The following is a 16,202-nucleotide window of genomic DNA, read 5'->3' on the forward strand; positions in this document are numbered from 1 at the left end:
CGACCAGTCTCCTACCCGCAGCGGCAACAGTCCATCGAACGTCACCTCGTCACTATGTGTTGCGACAGATAGGTCGGACCGGAAACTACCGTACGGCATTTTCCGGTCAGATGCGCTTCTGAATAATCACCTGGTCGGTGGTATGGAAGCCTATCCGATGTCCGTTGATTTCAACCTCAGAGCATTGAAGACCACCGACGCCGAGCTGACACTCATCGCCAGCGCAGCAATCAAGGGCGACAGAAGATGCCCCGTCAGCGGGTACAGCAGCCCCGCTGCTAGCGGGATTCCCATCGCGTTGTAGAGGAACGCAAAGGCGAGGTTCTGCCTCATGTTTTTCACGGTTGCCACTGACAGGGTGCGCGCTCGCAGGATGCCCATCAGATCTCCCTTGACCAGCGTCACTTGGGCGCTGTTCATCGCCACATCGGTACCGGTGCCCATGGCGATACCTACGTCAGACCTGGCCAGGGCGGGCGCATCGTTGATGCCGTCACCCGCCATGGCGACACGACGGCCATAGCCCTGCAAATCGGCGACCAGTTTCTCCTTATCCTGCGGTTTGACCTCACCATGCACTTCCTCGATTCCGAGCTGCTTCGCCACGGCTCTTGCTGTGGTGAGGCCATCACCAGTGGCCATGATGACCTTTACGTCTTCGCTTTGAAGCTTGGAGACAGCCTGTTGAGAAGTAGGCTTGATCGGATCGGAAACGGCCAGGAGTCCCGCCAGGCGACCATCAACGGCCAAATAGATGATGCTGATGCCTTCCAGACGCAGTTGCTCGGCGCGATTGCGCAGCGGGGTAATATCGACGCCCGCCTCGTCCATCAGTGCGGTGTTGCCGAGCTGCAGCTGATGGTCATCGACCTGGCCGCGCACACCAATACCCGAGCCAGATTCGAAAGTGTCCGGTTTGACCAGTGCAATGCCCTGACCGCGCGCATGATCGACGATGGCATGAGCCAGCGGGTGCTCACTACCCTGGTCGAGACTAGCAGCCAGGCGCAGCACTTCATTGGAGTCGTAACCGCCTGTCCCTTCCGCACTATGAAATACGGGACGCCCCTCAGTCAGGGTTCCAGTCTTGTCGACGATGAGCGTGTCGATCTTGCATAGATTTTCGATGGCGCTGGCATCGCGGAACAACACACCGCTGCTAGCGGCCTTGCCAGTCGCAACCATGACGGACATCGGGGTTGCCAGACCCAGAGCGCAGGGACACGCAATGATTAGCACCGCCACCGCATTGATCAGGCCAAATACCCAGCCTGATTCCGGCCCTAATAGCCCCCAGCCGAAGAAGGTCAGAATCGCGATCAGGATCACCCCGACCACGAAATACCCTGCCACCGCATCAGCCATACGCTGCATGGGGGCCTTGGAACGTTGGGCTCTGGCCACCATCTGAACGATCTGCGACAGCATGGTCTCGGCACCGACCTTCTGCGCCTCCATCACCAGGCTGCCGTGGGTGTTCAGGGTGGCACCGATAAGGGCATCCCCTACCCGCTTGGTCACGGGTAACGGTTCTCCGGTAAGCATCGACTCGTCGACGGCGCTCTCCCCCTCTAGAACCGTACCGTCCACCGGGACTTTCTCTCCCGGCCGGACACGTAGGTGGTCGCCCTGATGGACATGTGTCAGCGGAATATCTTCTTCCTGGCCATCGGGCTTGATGCGACGCGCAGTCTTTGGTGCCAGCCTCAGCAGTGACTTGATGGCTGCCGAAGTCTGCGAGCGGGCCTTGAGTTCGAGCATTTGGCCCAACAGCGTGAGTGAGATAATCACCGCGGCTGCTTCAAAATAGACGCCGATACGTCCGTCCTGGGCAAAAGCCGCCGGAAACCACTGCGGAACCAAGGTAGCGGTCACGCTGTAGAGGTAGGCAGCGGCCGTTCCCAAACCGATCAGGGTCCACATGTTGGGGCTGCGGTGGCGGATGGAGTCAATGCCGCGGGTGAAGAATACCCAGCCACCCCATAGCGTCACGGGCGTCGCCAGAGCCAGCTCGACCCAGTTCTGGGTCGTGCCATGAAACAGTTGCAAGGAATGGCCGGCCATCGCCAATACGGTCACGATGACGGTCAACGGTAGGGTCCACCAGAACCGCAGCGAGAAGTCCTTCAGCTCTGGATTTTCCTCCTCTTCCAGCTCCGGGATGACAGGTTCCAGCGTCATCCCGCAGATCGGGCAGTTTCCGGGAGCCGGTTGACGGATTTCTGGATGCATCGGGCAGGTGTATTCAGCACCTACAGGTGTCGATGTGGGTGCTGGAGTCGCGTGCTGGTGATGCTCCCCATGAGACTGATGGCTCATGTACTGATGAGGATCTGCTTGGAATTTCTCTAGGCACTTCGCACTGCAGAAATGATAGGCCTTCCCTTCAAAGCTCTCGCGATAAGGGCCATCAGGTTTGACCTCCATGCCACACACCGGGTCGCGCTGGCTCTCGGAGTGGGCGTGCGAGTTATGTGAATGATCCTGGTCATGATGGCAGGAGGTCTTTTGCATGCGATCTATGTCCTTTCTTCGTCCTTGGAAACAGCGGTGCTGCTGGAGTGGGAGTGCCCGCCGTGATTGTGGCCAAACAGATGCATCAGCGGGCATAGCAGCAGGATGAGGTACGGCAGGGCCTGCGAAAGATGACCGTAATGCTCACGCGCTACATAGAAGATGCCGATTACGGCCAGCATGATCAGCGCAATGCCAATCTTGCTCTTCCAAAAAGGCGGCTCAGTGGTACTGGTGTGATGGGTATGGTCCACGACAATAGCCTCGTTTCAATGGCGGCCGGATCAGTATAGGTGTCTCAGACTGGACGGAGTTGGCGAGTATCAATAAACGTCAGCGTACGGTCACCTTACCGACCATTCCCGACTGATAATGTCCTGGAATATTGCAGGCGAACTCCAGTTCGGTGGCGGCGGAGAAGGTCCAGATCAACTCTTCGCGTGCTCCAGGTTCGACAAGAACACTGTTGGGGTCATCGTGTTCCATACCGACCATCTTCATGCCGCCCATGGCATGGCCCATATTGCTCATGTCATGTGCACCTGTAGGGGACAGCGTGCCGTTCTGAAACATCGCGGCCATCTCTTTCTGGTGCGCGGCATGGGATGCCGCTTTGCCAAGATTGAATTCGTGTAGCAGTGCACCGTCATTTTTCAGGACGAAGCGAACTGTCTCGCCTGCTTTGATCTCCATTGCTTTGGGTTCGAAGAAGATGTCCCCCATCCGGACTTCGATGGTGCGATCTACTGCCTGACCGTCTCCCGGTTGCCCAATACTGTCTTTCTTGTGGCCCGGGCTGGCCAGCGCATTGGCAGCACTGAGCAGCAAGCCAAGGGTGGTGATTATGAAAGCGGGTCTGAGTTTCATGGTGTGCCTCTGAGGTGTTGAGGAGGGATGAGTCCCGATGCTAATGAGGTGCAGCTGGCGGTACGCTGACGTGAAAACTACATCGCAGTAAGGTTCGTCAGATCGGTGCTACCCAGCCCGCTGCCAACGGGTAGCACCGATGCCGGACTAACGCAGAGCAAACTCACCGACCATCCCCGCCTGGTAATGCCCAGGCAATGTACAGGCGAAGCTCAAACTGCCCGCCTTAGGGAAGGTCCACACGAACTCTTTGGTTGTGCCGGGCTCGACGAGAACCGCGTTCGGGTCGTCATGCTTGGCTTTGATGACTTCCGGATAGCCTGGAGGGTTGGAGTCTCCCGTGCCATAACGCTCATGCCAGACAATGCGCTCGGCCATGCCGGTCGGGGTCAGTGTGCCGTCCTTGAACAAGGACGCCATCTTGCGCTGGTGCTCCAGCTGGGACGCTGCCTGCCCGATGTTGAACTCGTGCATCAACGCGCCCTCGTTCTTCAGAACGAAGCGCACGGTTTCACCTGGCTTCACATCGATCGTTTTCTGGCTGTAGTTGATGTCGTCCATCTTTACCAAGATGGTACGAGTCGCTGGCGTCGCCTGGGCCTGCTGCCCAATGCCATTGCTACTGTCGCTGGTCTCGGCAAATGCCGGAAAAGTGGTGCTGATGAACAGTGTGCTGATCAGCAGCTTAAGAGGGATGCGTTTCATGGTGAGACCTCGCTAGGTAGGCTGGAAATCTCATGCTATTCCCCGCTTCCTGCCAGGCCGCTGACCCCAAAACTACAATTGCGTCAGCTGGAAAAAAGCACGGCGCCATTGAGGCGCCGCTAGGCCAAAGGAGCAATCACGGAAGGCCTGGAAGATGGGGGAAACTCTTACTTATGGCACTCTTTGTCGGCCATCATCAGCTTGTGCTCGCGAATCATTTGACCCAGCACGTCGTCTACTAACTTGTCGTGTTTTTCCATCCAGGCCAAATGATCTTCGGCAGACATGCCTGGAGCAGGATGTTCATTGTGCAGCTGACTCATGAGGTCTTCGAGCATGTTCATGTGCTCCTTCATATGCACATGCCGCTCGCCGACTGGGGCCTTCTCTGCCTGGATCAGCACGGCTTCCGCTTTGTCGCGCATCTGCTGCATGCGCTCAAAGGTACGATCACCCCCCCCTTCGGCCCAGACCATAGAAGAAAGCAGCAGCGAACCAACCAGAAGTAAAGGTTTCAGCGATTTCATGGGGCAGTCTCCATCAGTGCTAACTATGGCCGGCACCTCTGCTTTTGGTCTGTCGAGGGCCGAGAGCACAACCTAGTGCTCATGCTTGCACCCTAGACAAGCCACCCTGTCAGTGAGCTGAAGTCAGAATTACATTTTCGTAAGCTTCTGGTTGGGGCCGCGGTTTGCCTGCAAACTCAGGCCACCCGACTTTTGGAGTCTGCACACATGAAACTACTGGTAGCTGAAGACGAACCCAAAACCGGTACGTACCTCCAGCAAGGTCTCACCGAGGCTGGGTTCAATGTCGACCGGGTTATGACCGGTACAGATGCCCTTCAGCATGCACTTAGCGAAGCCTATGACCTGCTAATTCTGGATGTAATGATGCCTGGGCTGGACGGTTGGGAAGTGCTGCGCATGTTGCGCGCAGCAGGAAAAGACGTCCCCGTACTGTTCTTGACGGCACGCGATGGTGTGGAAGACCGCGTTAAAGGGTTGGAGCTGGGTGCGGACGACTACCTGATCAAGCCATTTGCTTTCTCAGAGCTTCTGGCCAGGGTCAGAACGCTGCTGCGTAGAGGCAATGGCTCACCCACGCAAACAACGATGAAAATTGCCGATTTGGAAGTCGATCTGATGAAGCGTCGCGCCATCCGCGGCGGTAAACGAATTGACCTGACCGCGAAGGAGTTTTCACTGCTGGAACTGCTACTGCGCCGGCGCGGCGAGGTGCTCCCGAAGTCGCTGATTGCCTCTCAGGTTTGGGACATGAATTTCGACAGCGACACCAATGTCATTGAGGTTGCGGTACGCCGGCTACGCGCAAAAATCGATGACGATTTCGATCTCAAGCTGATTCATACCGCCCGCGGCATGGGATACATGATGGATGCGCCGGAGTGAATATGAAGCACCTTTCGCTGACAGCACGCATGAGCCTGATGTTCATGTCCGCGGTAATTGCAGTCCTGACGGTAGCAGGGCTGAGTTTCAATATGCTCAGCCAGCACCACTTCAAGATGCTGGATCGGCAGGCCCTGGTGGAGAAACTCGAATCCGCCAAACATATCCTCAACAATGCTCGCGGTGAAGCGAGCCTTTCGGAAGAATTACCGCAGTTGCGAGCCTTGCTGGGAGCCCATCAGGATCTGGCGGCCACTATCCTGGCCAGTGACGGTTCTGTACTGTTCTCCGACCCCAGAGCAGTCGAAGTACCAGAGCGTTTCAGACGTGAAAATGAGCAGAGCATGTGGGAGTGGCAGAACGGCCAACACATGTACCGCGGCATGACGGCGCAAATCTCGGTAGCCGATCAGGCTGAGCCGCTCACAGCTTTGCTGATTCTTGACGTCACCAATCACACACACTTTTTCGACACGCTGCAACGATGGTTCTGGATTGGATTGGTCATCAGTGCCCTGTTCAGTGCCGCGCTCGGCTGCGTGGTTGCTCGCAGCGGCCTTAGGCCTCTGCGGCAAGTCACTCATGTGGCCTCCGGGATGTCCGCTCGCTCGTTACAGGAACGAATCCCTCTCGAACCAGTGCCGCGGGAACTTCAGCAACTGGTTCTATCCTTCAATGCGATGTTGGCTCGGCTAGAGGATGCCTTCGTTAGGCTCTCCAATTTTTCGGCCGACATTGCCCACGAGCTACGAACTCCAGTCAGCAATCTGATGACCCACACCGAGGTCGTGCTGAGTAAAAAACGCGATATCAATGCCTATGAGGATAATCTGTACTCCAACCTGGAGGACTTGAAGCGCATGTCTCGGATGATTGATGACATGCTGTTCTTGGCCAAGGCTGATAATGGCCTGATCGTCCCGGAACAAACCGCCATCGAGCTGGCGGACGTTGCCGCCAAGCTGACCGAGTACTACCGCCTGCTGGCCGAAGAGCGCGACATCCGACTTTCTGTAACGGGTACAGGCCAAGTGCGTGGCGATAGGCTGATGCTTGATCGTGCGATCTCAAACCTGCTGTCCAATGCCCTGCGCTATACGCCGGAGGGGAAGACGATTTCGCTGCGGATCCGCCAGACAGCGGACACAACCAGCCTCAGCATCGAGAACCCGGGCGGCACAATCGCTCCAGAGCACCTGGAGAAACTCTTTGACCGCTTTTACCGGGTAGATCCCGCCCGGCGCGAGGGAAGCCCGAGCAATGCCGGCCTCGGCCTTGCCATCACCCGCTCCATCATCGAGGCCCACAAAGGCCGCATCTGGTGCACTTCGGTAGAGGGCCTCACAGGCTTCCACATCGAGCTTCCTCGGTTCTCCCCACCCTAGTTGATAGGGGCTGAGGGTATAAACCGACCCAGAACTTGTAGGCGCTGGATGGCTGCTCCTGACCGATAGTAGTCTGTTACTAAGGGCTGCTATCCGGCCAGACCTTGATCCGTGCAACGGATCAGCATGCTCGCCTCATCTGGACACAATGTCAGCACTGAAAAACCCGATGCAGTCACCGCGACGGTGTGCTCGATCTGCGCGGAAAGCGCCCCCTCTCTGGTTACCACCGTCCAGCCGTCGGCCTCGGTTCTGCCTTGATTGAGCATGGGTTCGATGGTGAAGACCATGCCTTCGCGCAGCTTAAATCAAACCTGTAGACACACACTCCGGATCGAGAGACAGCTCAGGCTAATGACGACTACCCATTAACCAGCAGCCACAGAGCTCAGGCACCAGCAAGCCGGCGCTCAGGACGTGGACTTATTCCTCATTGTCTTCACTAGGCGTAACAGCCTCCATGCGGCGCCCGTAAAACTCCACCCAATCCACGTCACCAAACTCCTTCCGTAGCAACCCCTTCAGATAGACATGCCAGCCCCGGAGCGCCTCTGCCTTTTCATCAAAGTACGAGTACCGGTCATAGATTGCATCCACCGACAGGTCCTTGTGGTTGAGGATGCGACTGCGCACTTCCTTGCCCAAACCATGCTTGGACATGTGCGTGGTCGCCGTGCGACGCAAGTCATGCACGGTTGGGCGCGGATAGCCGTCCGCGACACGTAACAGGCTCTCCTCTTCAACTCGCTCCGAATCCTTCACGTAGTCATCGTAGAAGCGGCGCATCGCGCGGTTGAGCGAAGGTTGCGTCTGCGGCTTGGTAGGCCAACGCCCGGGAAAGACGTACTGCCCAGGACTGGGCAGCTTTTTACTATTCACCCAGCGATCAGGATCATTCGACATCACTTTCTGAATTTGCCGCTCGCGCAGATATTTCAGAATGCTCAGCACATCCTCTGAAAGCGGAATAGCAATCGGGTTGTTGTTCTTTTCGAACTTGCCACTGCGGTCCCAGATCAGGTCGTCGAGGTCAAAGTCGACCCAGCGCATCGCTACAACGCGCCCCGAGCGCTGCGCCAGCATCAGACTCAGCAGCAGAGCAAAGCGCGTGTTGGTCGTCAGCGAGGCTCCGGCCAACTGGTGGAGGAACCACACCAGCTCGTGCCGATTGAGACTGCGCTCCCGTGGCGTTTCCTTGGCCACCCTCTTAATCTGCACCAGGGGCGTAGCTTGAACAATCTCGCGATCAACGCAGAAGTTGAACATCTTGCGGATCACGGCGAGCAGACGGTTGGCTTGTACCGGGGCGGTCTTGGCCTTGTGATCCAGCAGCGCCATGACCTGCTTACGTGTGACGTCACTGATCTTGGTGCGACCGAGGTGCGGAACAAACTCGCTGCGCAGCATGCGCTCATCTTCACGCCACGATTTCTTGTTCTTTTCAGCCCACTCCAGGTAGCTGACAACTGCCTCTTCGAACGTCGGACTGGTGCGGTACTCGACCAACTCGACAATCTTCTTCTGCCCCGGATCAATGCCCTGCTTAAGGAGCTCAACGGCCTGCATGGCTTTTGCGCGCGCTTCTGCGAGAGACAAATCGGGGTAAGTGCCCAGGGTCAGGCGGCGCGGATGGTTATGAAAGCTGTACAGCAAGATGAAACTTTTGCATGTTTTGTTGACCCTGACCCCGAACGTGCCGTGTCCGGGCATAGGGGGATCGAGGAATTCGACACGACCTTTCGCGGGGTCATACTTGAGCCGTTTGAGGGTGTGTTCGTTCATGGCCGTGCGCGTCGTCATACCGAAATCCTGACCGTTTCCGGGGTAGGTTTGGGGTAGGGATTATAGCGCTTGGGGTAGGGCCGGGGTAGGGTTTTGACTAAAAACAAACAAGGGTTATATTCAGCCTCGAAAGCCAGTAAACACGTTAAAATCCTTTAAATATAAGAATTTACAACTCGTCAATCCTGTCAATTTTCATCATACGACCTGTATACAACAGGCCTTTGACAATGACTTGTAATCAGTAGGTCCCGGGTTCGATTCCTGGTGCCGGCACCATATAAAAGAAGGCCTCGCAGCGATGCGAGGCCTTTTTGTTTGCAAGGCCACACCGCCTGACTAGAAGCAAAGCCGCCGCTCCAACCCGCTTCAATCCGTCCTGTTTTCAGCACAAAGCTCCACGAGCCAATCGGCACAACCAAGTTGCATTTCTGTCCGGTGGACTTGCATCAGCCCATCACTGCCAACAAGCTATGCGCCATTCAAAATCTTCAGGACATGGAATATGCGCATCCTGGTCACCGGTGGAGCCGGCTTCATTGGCTCAGCTCTCATTCGCCACTTACTGACCGAGACCCAGCACGAGGTACTGAACCTCGACAAGCTGACCTACGCCGGCAACCTCGAATCCCTGACTTCGGTCTCGGATAATCCGCGCTATCAGTTCCTCCGGGCCGACATTGCTGACAGCCAGGCGGTCGGCGAAGCGCTCACTCGCTTCCAGCCCGATGCGGTGATGCACCTGGCCGCCGAATCCCATGTCGACCGCTCCATCGACGGGCCGGCGGCTTTCATCCAGACCAACATCGTCGGGACCTACAGCCTGCTGGAAAGCGTACGCGCCTATTGGCTGGGCCTGGATGAGGTACGCAGGGCGGCATTCCGCTTCCATCACATTTCCACGGACGAGGTGTACGGCGATCTGCACGGCGTGGACGACCTGTTCACCGAAACCACGCCCTATGCCCCGAGTTCGCCCTACTCGGCCAGCAAGGCCGCGTCCGACCATCTGGTTCGCGCCTGGCACCGCACCTACGGGCTGCCGGTCCTGCTGACCAATTGCTCGAACAACTACGGCCCCTATCACTTCCCTGAGAAGCTGATCCCGCTGATGATCCTCAATGCCCTGGAGGGCAAGCCGCTGCCGGTTTACGGCAATGGCCAGCAAGTCCGCGACTGGCTGTTCGTCGAGGACCACGCTCGGGCCCTGCTCGAAGTCGTCACCCGTGGCGAAGTCGGCGAAACCTATAACATCGGCGGGCACAATGAGCAGAAGAACCTCGATGTGGTCCGTGCCATCTGTGCCCTGCTGGAAGAGTTGGCGCCGCAGAAGCCGGCGGGAATCACCCACTTCGAAGAGCTGATCACCTACGTCAAGGACCGCCCAGGCCACGACGTGCGTTACGCCATCGACGCCAGCAAGATCGAGCGCGAGCTCGGTTGGACGCCCCAGGAAACCTTCGAGACCGGCCTGCGCAAAACCGTCCGTTGGTACCTCGACAATATGGAGTGGAGCCATCGTGTCCAGGATGGCAGCTATCAACGCGAACGACTGGGAGCGTCCGAATGAAAGGGATAGTCCTCGCCGGCGGCTCCGGTACCCGCCTGCACCCCATTACCCTGGGCGTTTCCAAGCAGCTGCTGCCGATCTACGACAAGCCGATGATCTACTACCCGCTCTCGGTACTGATGCTTGCCGGTATCCGCGAGATCCTGATCATCTCCACGCCCCAGGACCTGCCCCAATACCGCAATCTTCTGGGCGACGGCAGCCAGTTCGGCGTGCAGTTCAGCTATGCCGAACAACCCTCCCCGGATGGCCTGGCCCAGGCCTTCCTGATCGGTGAAGAATTCATCGGCACGGATTCGGTCTGCCTGATCCTGGGCGACAACATCTTCCACGGGCAGCACTTCACCGAGAAGCTCAAGCGCGCCGCCCAGTCCTCGAACGGAGCCACGGTCTTCGGTTATTGGGTAAAGGATCCTGAACGCTTTGGCGTTGTGGAGTTCGATGAGGACGGTCGTGCCGTCTCGATCGAAGAGAAACCCGCCAAGCCGAAATCGAGTTATGCCGTCACCGGCCTGTATTTCTACGACAACGACGTGATTCGCATTGCCAAAGCGGTGAAGCCATCCCCGCGCGGCGAGCTGGAAATCACGGACGTAAACAACGCCTACTTGCATCGGGGTGATTTGCGCGTGGAGCGCTTTGGCCGTGGCTTTGCCTGGTTGGATACAGGAACCCACGACAGCCTTCTGGAAGCCTCCCAGTACGTCCAGACCATCGAACACCGCCAAGGTTTGAAGGTGGCATGCCTGGAGGAGATCGCCTACCAGAACCGTTGGATAGACAAGGCGCAATTGCTGGTCCGTGCCAAGGCGTTCGGCAAGACCGGCTACGGCCAGTACCTGTTCGATATCGCAGGAGAGAAAGCGTGAGAGCGACTCCAACCGCCATCCCCGAAGTCCTCATCCTCGAACCCAAAATCTTCGGCGACGAACGCGGCTTCTTCTATGAAAGCTTCAACGCCCGCACCTTTGCCGAAGCGACCGGCATCAAACGTGAATTCGTGCAGGACAACCATTCGCGCTCCCAGCGCGGAGTTCTGCGCGGGCTTCACTACCAGTTACAGCAACCCCAAGGGAAATTGGTACGGGTAACCCAGGGGGAGGTCTTCGATGTAGTGGTGGATCTGCGCCGTAGCTCGCCGAACTTTGGCAAATGGGCCGGCATCGTGCTATCCGCCGATAACAAGCGCCAACTCTGGGTTCCGGAAGGATTCGCCCACGGCTTCGTGGTCCTGAGCGAGTACGCCGAGTTCCTCTACAAGACAACGGACTACTACGCCCCCGAACACGAGCGTTGCATCCGCTGGGACGACCCGGACCTGGCAATCGACTGGCCGCTCGCCGAAGCGCCACAGCTGTCCGCCAAGGACAAGGCTGGCGTCAACTTCAAGGACGCGGACCTGTTCGAATGAAGATCCTCATTACAGGCAACAACGGCCAGGTGGCTCAGGAACTCCAGCTCGCCCTGGCCGGCAAGGCAGAAGTCATTGCCCTTGGGCGCGAGCAGCTCGACCTCGCCAATCCCGAGCGAGTTCGCCAGCACGTGCGTGCCCAGGCGCCCGACCTGCTGATCAACGCCGCCGCCTATACCGCCGTAGACCAGGCTGAGAACGAGCCGGAAGCCGCCTTCGCCATCAATGCCACGGCCCCCGGCGTACTCGCTGAGGAAGCGGCCGCCCTCGGCATTCCGCTGTTCCATTACTCCACCGACTACGTCTACGACGGAAGCAAGGCCGGCCTGTACAGCGAGGACGACCCGACCCATCCGCTGGGTGTTTATGGCAGCAGCAAACTGGCCGGCGAACAGGCAATCCAGGCGGTCGGCGGCCAGCACCTGATACTGCGCACCAGCTGGGTTTACTCCCTACACGGACGCAACTTTCTGCTCACCATGCAGCGCCTGCTGCAGGAGCGCGAAGAGCTGCGTGTGGTGGATGACCAGGTTGGCGCGCCGACCTGGGCGGGCAGCATCGCCGAGGCCACGCTCCAACTGATGGACCAGTGGCAAGCGGGCAACCAGCACTGGGGCGTCTACCACCTGACCAATCAGGGAGAGACCTCCTGGTTCGGTTTTGCCAGCGCCATTGCCGAGCAGTTGAAGGCCGCCGGCAAGCCCTGCGCACACCTGGTGGCCATCCCCTCCAGCGAGTACCCAACGCCGGCGAAGCGCCCGCTCAATTCGCGACTCGACGGCAGCAAGCTGCAGCGGGACTGGCAGGTAGCCCTGCCAGACTGGCGCGTCGCCCTGGCGGAATGCCTACGCAGAAGCTGACGCCAACCTAGGAGCGAGCTTGCTCGCGAATCTTCGCAGCAAGCGCGCTCCCCCCCTTCTCCGCGCGGGACTTTCCTGGCAACAGCCCGCTGCCGCGATGCCATAATGCGCTTCATCGACCGGCGCACAGTGACCGCATGACTGCCATCCCCACTCCCCACCGCCCACGTTGGCGCAGCCTGGTGCTGCTGGCGCTGCTGTTGGCGCCACTGTTGTGGCCGCTGCAGCACTTCAGCGAGCGCTACTACAGCGAGTCCCTGGCTGAACAGAATCGCCAGACCCTGGACCTCTACGTCGCCAACCTGCTGGGCACTCTGCACCGCTACGAGGTCCTGCCGCCCATCCTGGCCGACCTGCCGCCGCTGCGCGATCTGCTGGCGGCACCGGACAGCGCGGCCCTGCAGGCCGAAGCCAATCGCGTGCTGGCCGAAGTCCGCAAGGATACTGGGGCCGACGTGATCTACCTGATGAGCCCTGCCGGTCTCACCCTGAGCTCCTCCAACTGGGATCAGTCAGACAGCTTCGTCGGCCGCAGCTTCACCTTCCGCCCCTACTTCCGCGAAGCCTTGTCCGGCAAGCAGGGTCGCTTCTTCGGCCTGGGAACCACCTCGCGCAAGCGCGGTTACTTCTTCGCCAGTCCGGTGCGCGATGGGGCACGGATCATCGGCATCCTGGTGGTGAAGGTGGACCTGGACGATGCCGAGACGCTGTGGGGCAATACCCCGGAGCAGCTCATGGTGACTGACGCCAACGGCGTGGTGATCATCTCCTCGCGCAGCGACTGGCGCTTCCACGCCACGCGATCGCTGGACAATGCCGAGCGCGCTGCCATCGCCGCCAACCAGCCCTATCCGACGCAATCACCGCCACCGCTCAAGCTCGATGACAACGCCTGGATGACCCAGAGCCGAGAACTGCAGGAAACCGGCCTGACCGCCAGCATCCTCGCCCCGCGCCAATTGGTGGATCGCCAGGTGACGACCACCGTCGCCATCGGCGGCGCCACCCTGCTGACCCTGCTGTTGCTGCTCGGCCTGATGATGCAACGGCGCCGCCACTACCTCGACCGTATCGCCCTCGATGCCCGCGCCCGCCACGAACTGGAGATGCGTGTGCAGGAACGCACCCAGGACCTCGAAGCCTTGAACAGCCGGCTGAAGGACGAAGTGCTGGAGCGTGAACAGGCGCAGCAAGAGCTGGTGCGCGCCCAGGACGAACTGGTGCAGGCCAGCAAGCTCTCCGCGCTCGGCACCATGTCGGCGAGCATCAGCCACGAGCTGAATCAACCCCTGGCGGCCATCCGCAGCTACGCCGACAACGCTGGCGTCCTGCTGGACCACGAACGCTTTGACGACGCACGCGGCAACCTGCGCCAGATCAGCGAGCTGACCGGCCGGATGGCGTCCATCATCGCCCACCTGCGCGCCTTCGCCCGTCGCGATCGGCACGCGCCGGAGAGTGTCGCGCTGCAACCCGCCCTGGACGACGCCTTGGCCCTGCTGGCCAAACGCCGACGCGCCATGGACGTGGAACTGATCCGCGACCTGCCTGACGCACCGCTCTGGGTCCAGGCCGGTGAAACCCGTCTGCGCCAGGTGCTCGGCAACCTGCTCGCCAATGCCCTCGACGCCTTGAAGGAAAAGCCCCAGCCACGGCGCATCTGGCTCAGCGCCGAAACCACGGCCGAGGGCGTCGAGCTGCACCTGCGCGACAATGGCCCCGGGTTCTCCGAAGACGCCCTGCGCCATGCCCGCGAGCCCTTCTTCACGACCAAGACCAGCGCTCAGGGCCTTGGCCTGGGCCTGGCCATCTGCGATAGCCTGATGCGCGCCCTCGGCGGCGAGTTGCTGCTCGCCAACCACCCCGATGGCGGCGCCCTGCTGACCCTGCGCCTGCGCAACGCCGCTCCGGGCGTCATCCCACAGCCCCCCGAGGACCTCTCTGCATGACCAACGCCCTAGACGCCCGCACCCAGGTGTTGCTGATCGATGACGACCCGCACCTGCGCCAGGCCCTCAGCCAGACCCTCGACCTGGCCGGCCTCAAGGTGCAGGCCCTGGGCGACGCCCAAGGTGTGGCGGAGAAGATCGAAAAGGACTGGCCCGGCGTGGTGGTCACCGATATCCGCATGCCCGGCATCGATGGCCTGGAGTTGCTGCGCCAGCTGCGCGAGCGCGACCCTGACCTGCCGGTCCTGCTGATCACCGGCCACGGCGACGTGCCGCTGGCGGTGCAGGCCATGCGTGCGGGCGCCTACGACTTCCTGGAAAAACCCTTCCCCAGCGACCAGTTGCTGGACAGCGTGCGCCGCGCGCTGGATCTGCGCCGCCTGGTGCTGGAGAACCGCAGCCTGCGCCTGGCCCTGTCCGATCGCCAACAGCTCAGCGGCCGTCTCGTAGGTCAGTCGCCGGCCATGCAGCGCCTGCGTGAACAGATCGGTGCCCTCGCCGCCACCAACGCGGACGTGCTCATCCTCGGCGAAACCGGCGCCGGCAAGGAGGTCGTGGCGCGCGCCCTGCACGACTTGTCGGCACGCCGTGATGGCCCCTTCGTCGCCATCAACGCCGGCGCCCTGGCCGAGTCTGTGGTGGAGAGCGAGCTGTTCGGCCACGAGCAGGGCGCGTTCACCGGTGCGCAGAAACGCCGCATCGGCAAGTTCGAGTTCGCCAACGGCGGCACCGTATTCCTCGACGAAATCGAGAGCATGAGCCTGGACGTCCAGGTCAAACTGCTGCGCATGCTGCAGGAGCGCGTGGTGGAGCGCCTGGGTGCCAACCAGCTGATCCCCCTGGATATCCGTGTGATCGCCGCCACCAAGGAAGACCTGCGCCAGGCCGCCGACCAGGGCCGCTTCCGCGCCGACCTTTATTACCGCCTGAACGTCGCCAGCCTGCGCATTCCGCCACTGCGCGAACGCGGTGAAGACGCCTTGACGTTGTTCCAGCACTTCGCCGACGCAGCGCGCGGCCGTCATGGGATGGCCCCGCGCAGCCTCGACAGCAGCCAGCGCGCCCTGCTCCTGACCCACGCCTGGCCGGGCAACGTGCGCGAGCTGCAGAACGCCGCGGAACGCTTTGCCCTCGGCCTGGACCTGGCCCTGGACAACACGCCGGTGGACCTGCCGAAAGTGGACGGTGGCCTCAGCGAACAGGTGGAAGCCTTCGAGCGCGCACTGATCGCCGCCGAGCTGACCCGCCCCCATGGCTCGCTGCGCAGCGTGGCCGAAGCCCTTGGCCTGCCGCGCAAGACCCTCTCGGACAAGCTGCGCAAGCACAACCTCAGCTTCAGCGGCGGAAATCCCGCCGACGAGCAGGATTGATCGGCAATAATCCGCTCAGCCGGCGTATCCGCGCTGGCGCGAAAGCCCGAAACAGAGCGGTTTCGCCGCAATGGCACAAGGCTTGCCCTTCGAGACGCAATCCCTGCCTGGTGCAGGGTCAGGAGGCTGGGCCCGCAAGTGCCTGACCTCTCCCCGACCTGGCCACAAGCCAGCCACGGGGTCCTCTCATGATCGCCGTCGGGTACTGGCCCGCGGCAACACCTGGCTACCCGCCGGGTGTCCGAACGAGCCCGGCCCTGCGCCGTAATGCTGTTCACATAAGCATTTGAGCTGTTGCCGAGGCTCCCCGAGAATCCGATGCCAGATCTCTGGCATCGGATTTTTTATGTCTTTCCAGCAGCAGTTACTCGACCTGG

At 60.2% G+C, this 16,202-nt stretch carries 14 protein-coding genes and 1 pseudogene; 8 read left to right on the forward strand and 7 right to left on the reverse strand.

All coding sequences use genetic code 11. The features are described 5' to 3' along the window. Positions 1-150: 150 nt before the first annotated feature. The 5 genes from FFS60_RS06325 to FFS60_RS06345 form a co-directional block, all read right to left on the reverse strand. Complete coding sequence (locus tag FFS60_RS06325; RefSeq protein ID WP_171016490.1) at positions 151-2,514, reverse strand: heavy metal translocating P-type ATPase; 2,364 nt, start codon at positions 2,512-2,514, stop codon at positions 151-153. A 5-nt stretch (positions 2,515-2,519) separates the two neighbouring features. Then, positions 2,520-2,768 (reverse strand): DUF2933 domain-containing protein, encoded by a 249-nt coding sequence (locus tag FFS60_RS06330; RefSeq protein WP_003246761.1) that lies wholly within the window; start codon positions 2,766-2,768, stop codon positions 2,520-2,522. A gap of 79 nt (positions 2,769-2,847) precedes the next feature. After that, positions 2,848-3,381: a plastocyanin/azurin family copper-binding protein gene (locus FFS60_RS06335; RefSeq protein WP_003246762.1), complete on the reverse strand. Its 534-nt coding sequence runs from the start codon at positions 3,379-3,381 to the stop codon at positions 2,848-2,850. Between the two features lie 147 nt (positions 3,382-3,528). Continuing rightward, entirely contained in the window at positions 3,529-4,086 is a 558-nt protein-coding gene (locus FFS60_RS06340; protein ID WP_024616818.1) for a plastocyanin/azurin family copper-binding protein, read from the reverse strand. 167 nt (positions 4,087-4,253) lie between these two features. Beyond that, positions 4,254-4,613: a co-regulatory protein PtrA N-terminal domain-containing protein gene (locus tag FFS60_RS06345; protein WP_024616817.1), complete on the reverse strand. Its 360-nt coding sequence runs from the start codon at positions 4,611-4,613 to the stop codon at positions 4,254-4,256. A gap of 207 nt (positions 4,614-4,820) precedes the next feature. On the opposite strand from FFS60_RS06345, the gene FFS60_RS06350 reads away from it, so the two are divergent. Both FFS60_RS06350 and FFS60_RS06355 read left to right on the forward strand, forming a co-directional pair. Further along, the gene (locus FFS60_RS06350) at positions 4,821-5,498 is read left to right on the forward strand and encodes a heavy metal response regulator transcription factor (protein WP_004374688.1); all 678 of its coding nucleotides are present in this window, start codon (positions 4,821-4,823) and stop codon (positions 5,496-5,498) included. Between the two features lie 2 nt (positions 5,499-5,500). Continuing rightward, entirely contained in the window at positions 5,501-6,883 is a 1,383-nt protein-coding gene (locus tag FFS60_RS06355) for a heavy metal sensor histidine kinase (protein ID WP_171016491.1), read from the forward strand. 89 nt (positions 6,884-6,972) lie between these two features. On the opposite strand, the pseudogene FFS60_RS06360 reads toward FFS60_RS06355, so the two are convergent. Together FFS60_RS06360 and FFS60_RS06365 are read right to left on the reverse strand one after the other, a co-directional pair. After that, positions 6,973-7,185 (reverse strand): annotated as a pseudogene (locus FFS60_RS06360) (M24 family metallopeptidase); the annotation flags it as partial. Between the two features lie 121 nt (positions 7,186-7,306). Continuing rightward, the gene (locus FFS60_RS06365) at positions 7,307-8,683 is read right to left on the reverse strand and encodes a site-specific integrase (RefSeq protein ID WP_137821427.1); all 1,377 of its coding nucleotides are present in this window, start codon (positions 8,681-8,683) and stop codon (positions 7,307-7,309) included. A gap of 487 nt (positions 8,684-9,170) precedes the next feature. Here FFS60_RS06365 and rfbB point away from each other — a divergent pair, with 487 nt between their 5' ends. From rfbB to FFS60_RS06400, 6 genes are all read left to right on the forward strand, one after another. Further along, on the forward strand, positions 9,171-10,235 hold the full coding sequence (gene rfbB / locus FFS60_RS06375; RefSeq protein ID WP_137821428.1) for a dTDP-glucose 4,6-dehydratase: 1,065 nt from the start codon (positions 9,171-9,173) through the stop codon (positions 10,233-10,235). After that, on the forward strand, positions 10,232-11,104 hold the full coding sequence (gene rfbA, locus FFS60_RS06380; RefSeq protein WP_137821429.1) for a glucose-1-phosphate thymidylyltransferase RfbA: 873 nt from the start codon (positions 10,232-10,234) through the stop codon (positions 11,102-11,104). Before rfbB ends, rfbA begins: the two co-directional genes overlap by 4 nt. Continuing rightward, positions 11,101-11,646: a dTDP-4-dehydrorhamnose 3,5-epimerase gene (gene rfbC / locus FFS60_RS06385; protein WP_137821430.1), complete on the forward strand. Its 546-nt coding sequence runs from the start codon at positions 11,101-11,103 to the stop codon at positions 11,644-11,646. The genes rfbA and rfbC overlap by 4 nt, the downstream gene beginning before the upstream one ends. Next, a complete protein-coding gene (rfbD, locus tag FFS60_RS06390; protein ID WP_137821431.1) occupies positions 11,643-12,506 on the forward strand; it encodes a dTDP-4-dehydrorhamnose reductase in 864 nt (287 codons plus the stop codon). Before rfbC ends, rfbD begins: the two co-directional genes overlap by 4 nt. Positions 12,507-12,643: 137 nt before the next feature. After that, on the forward strand, positions 12,644-14,455 hold the full coding sequence (locus tag FFS60_RS06395) for an ATP-binding protein (RefSeq protein ID WP_137821432.1): 1,812 nt from the start codon (positions 12,644-12,646) through the stop codon (positions 14,453-14,455). After that, positions 14,452-15,825: a sigma-54 dependent transcriptional regulator gene (locus FFS60_RS06400; protein WP_137821433.1), complete on the forward strand. Its 1,374-nt coding sequence runs from the start codon at positions 14,452-14,454 to the stop codon at positions 15,823-15,825. Before FFS60_RS06395 ends, FFS60_RS06400 begins: the two co-directional genes overlap by 4 nt. Positions 15,826-16,202: the final 377 nt, after the last annotated feature.

This window comes from Pseudomonas sp. D(2018), assembly GCF_005502555.1.
Classification (GTDB): domain Bacteria; phylum Pseudomonadota; class Gammaproteobacteria; order Pseudomonadales; family Pseudomonadaceae; genus Metapseudomonas; species Metapseudomonas resinovorans.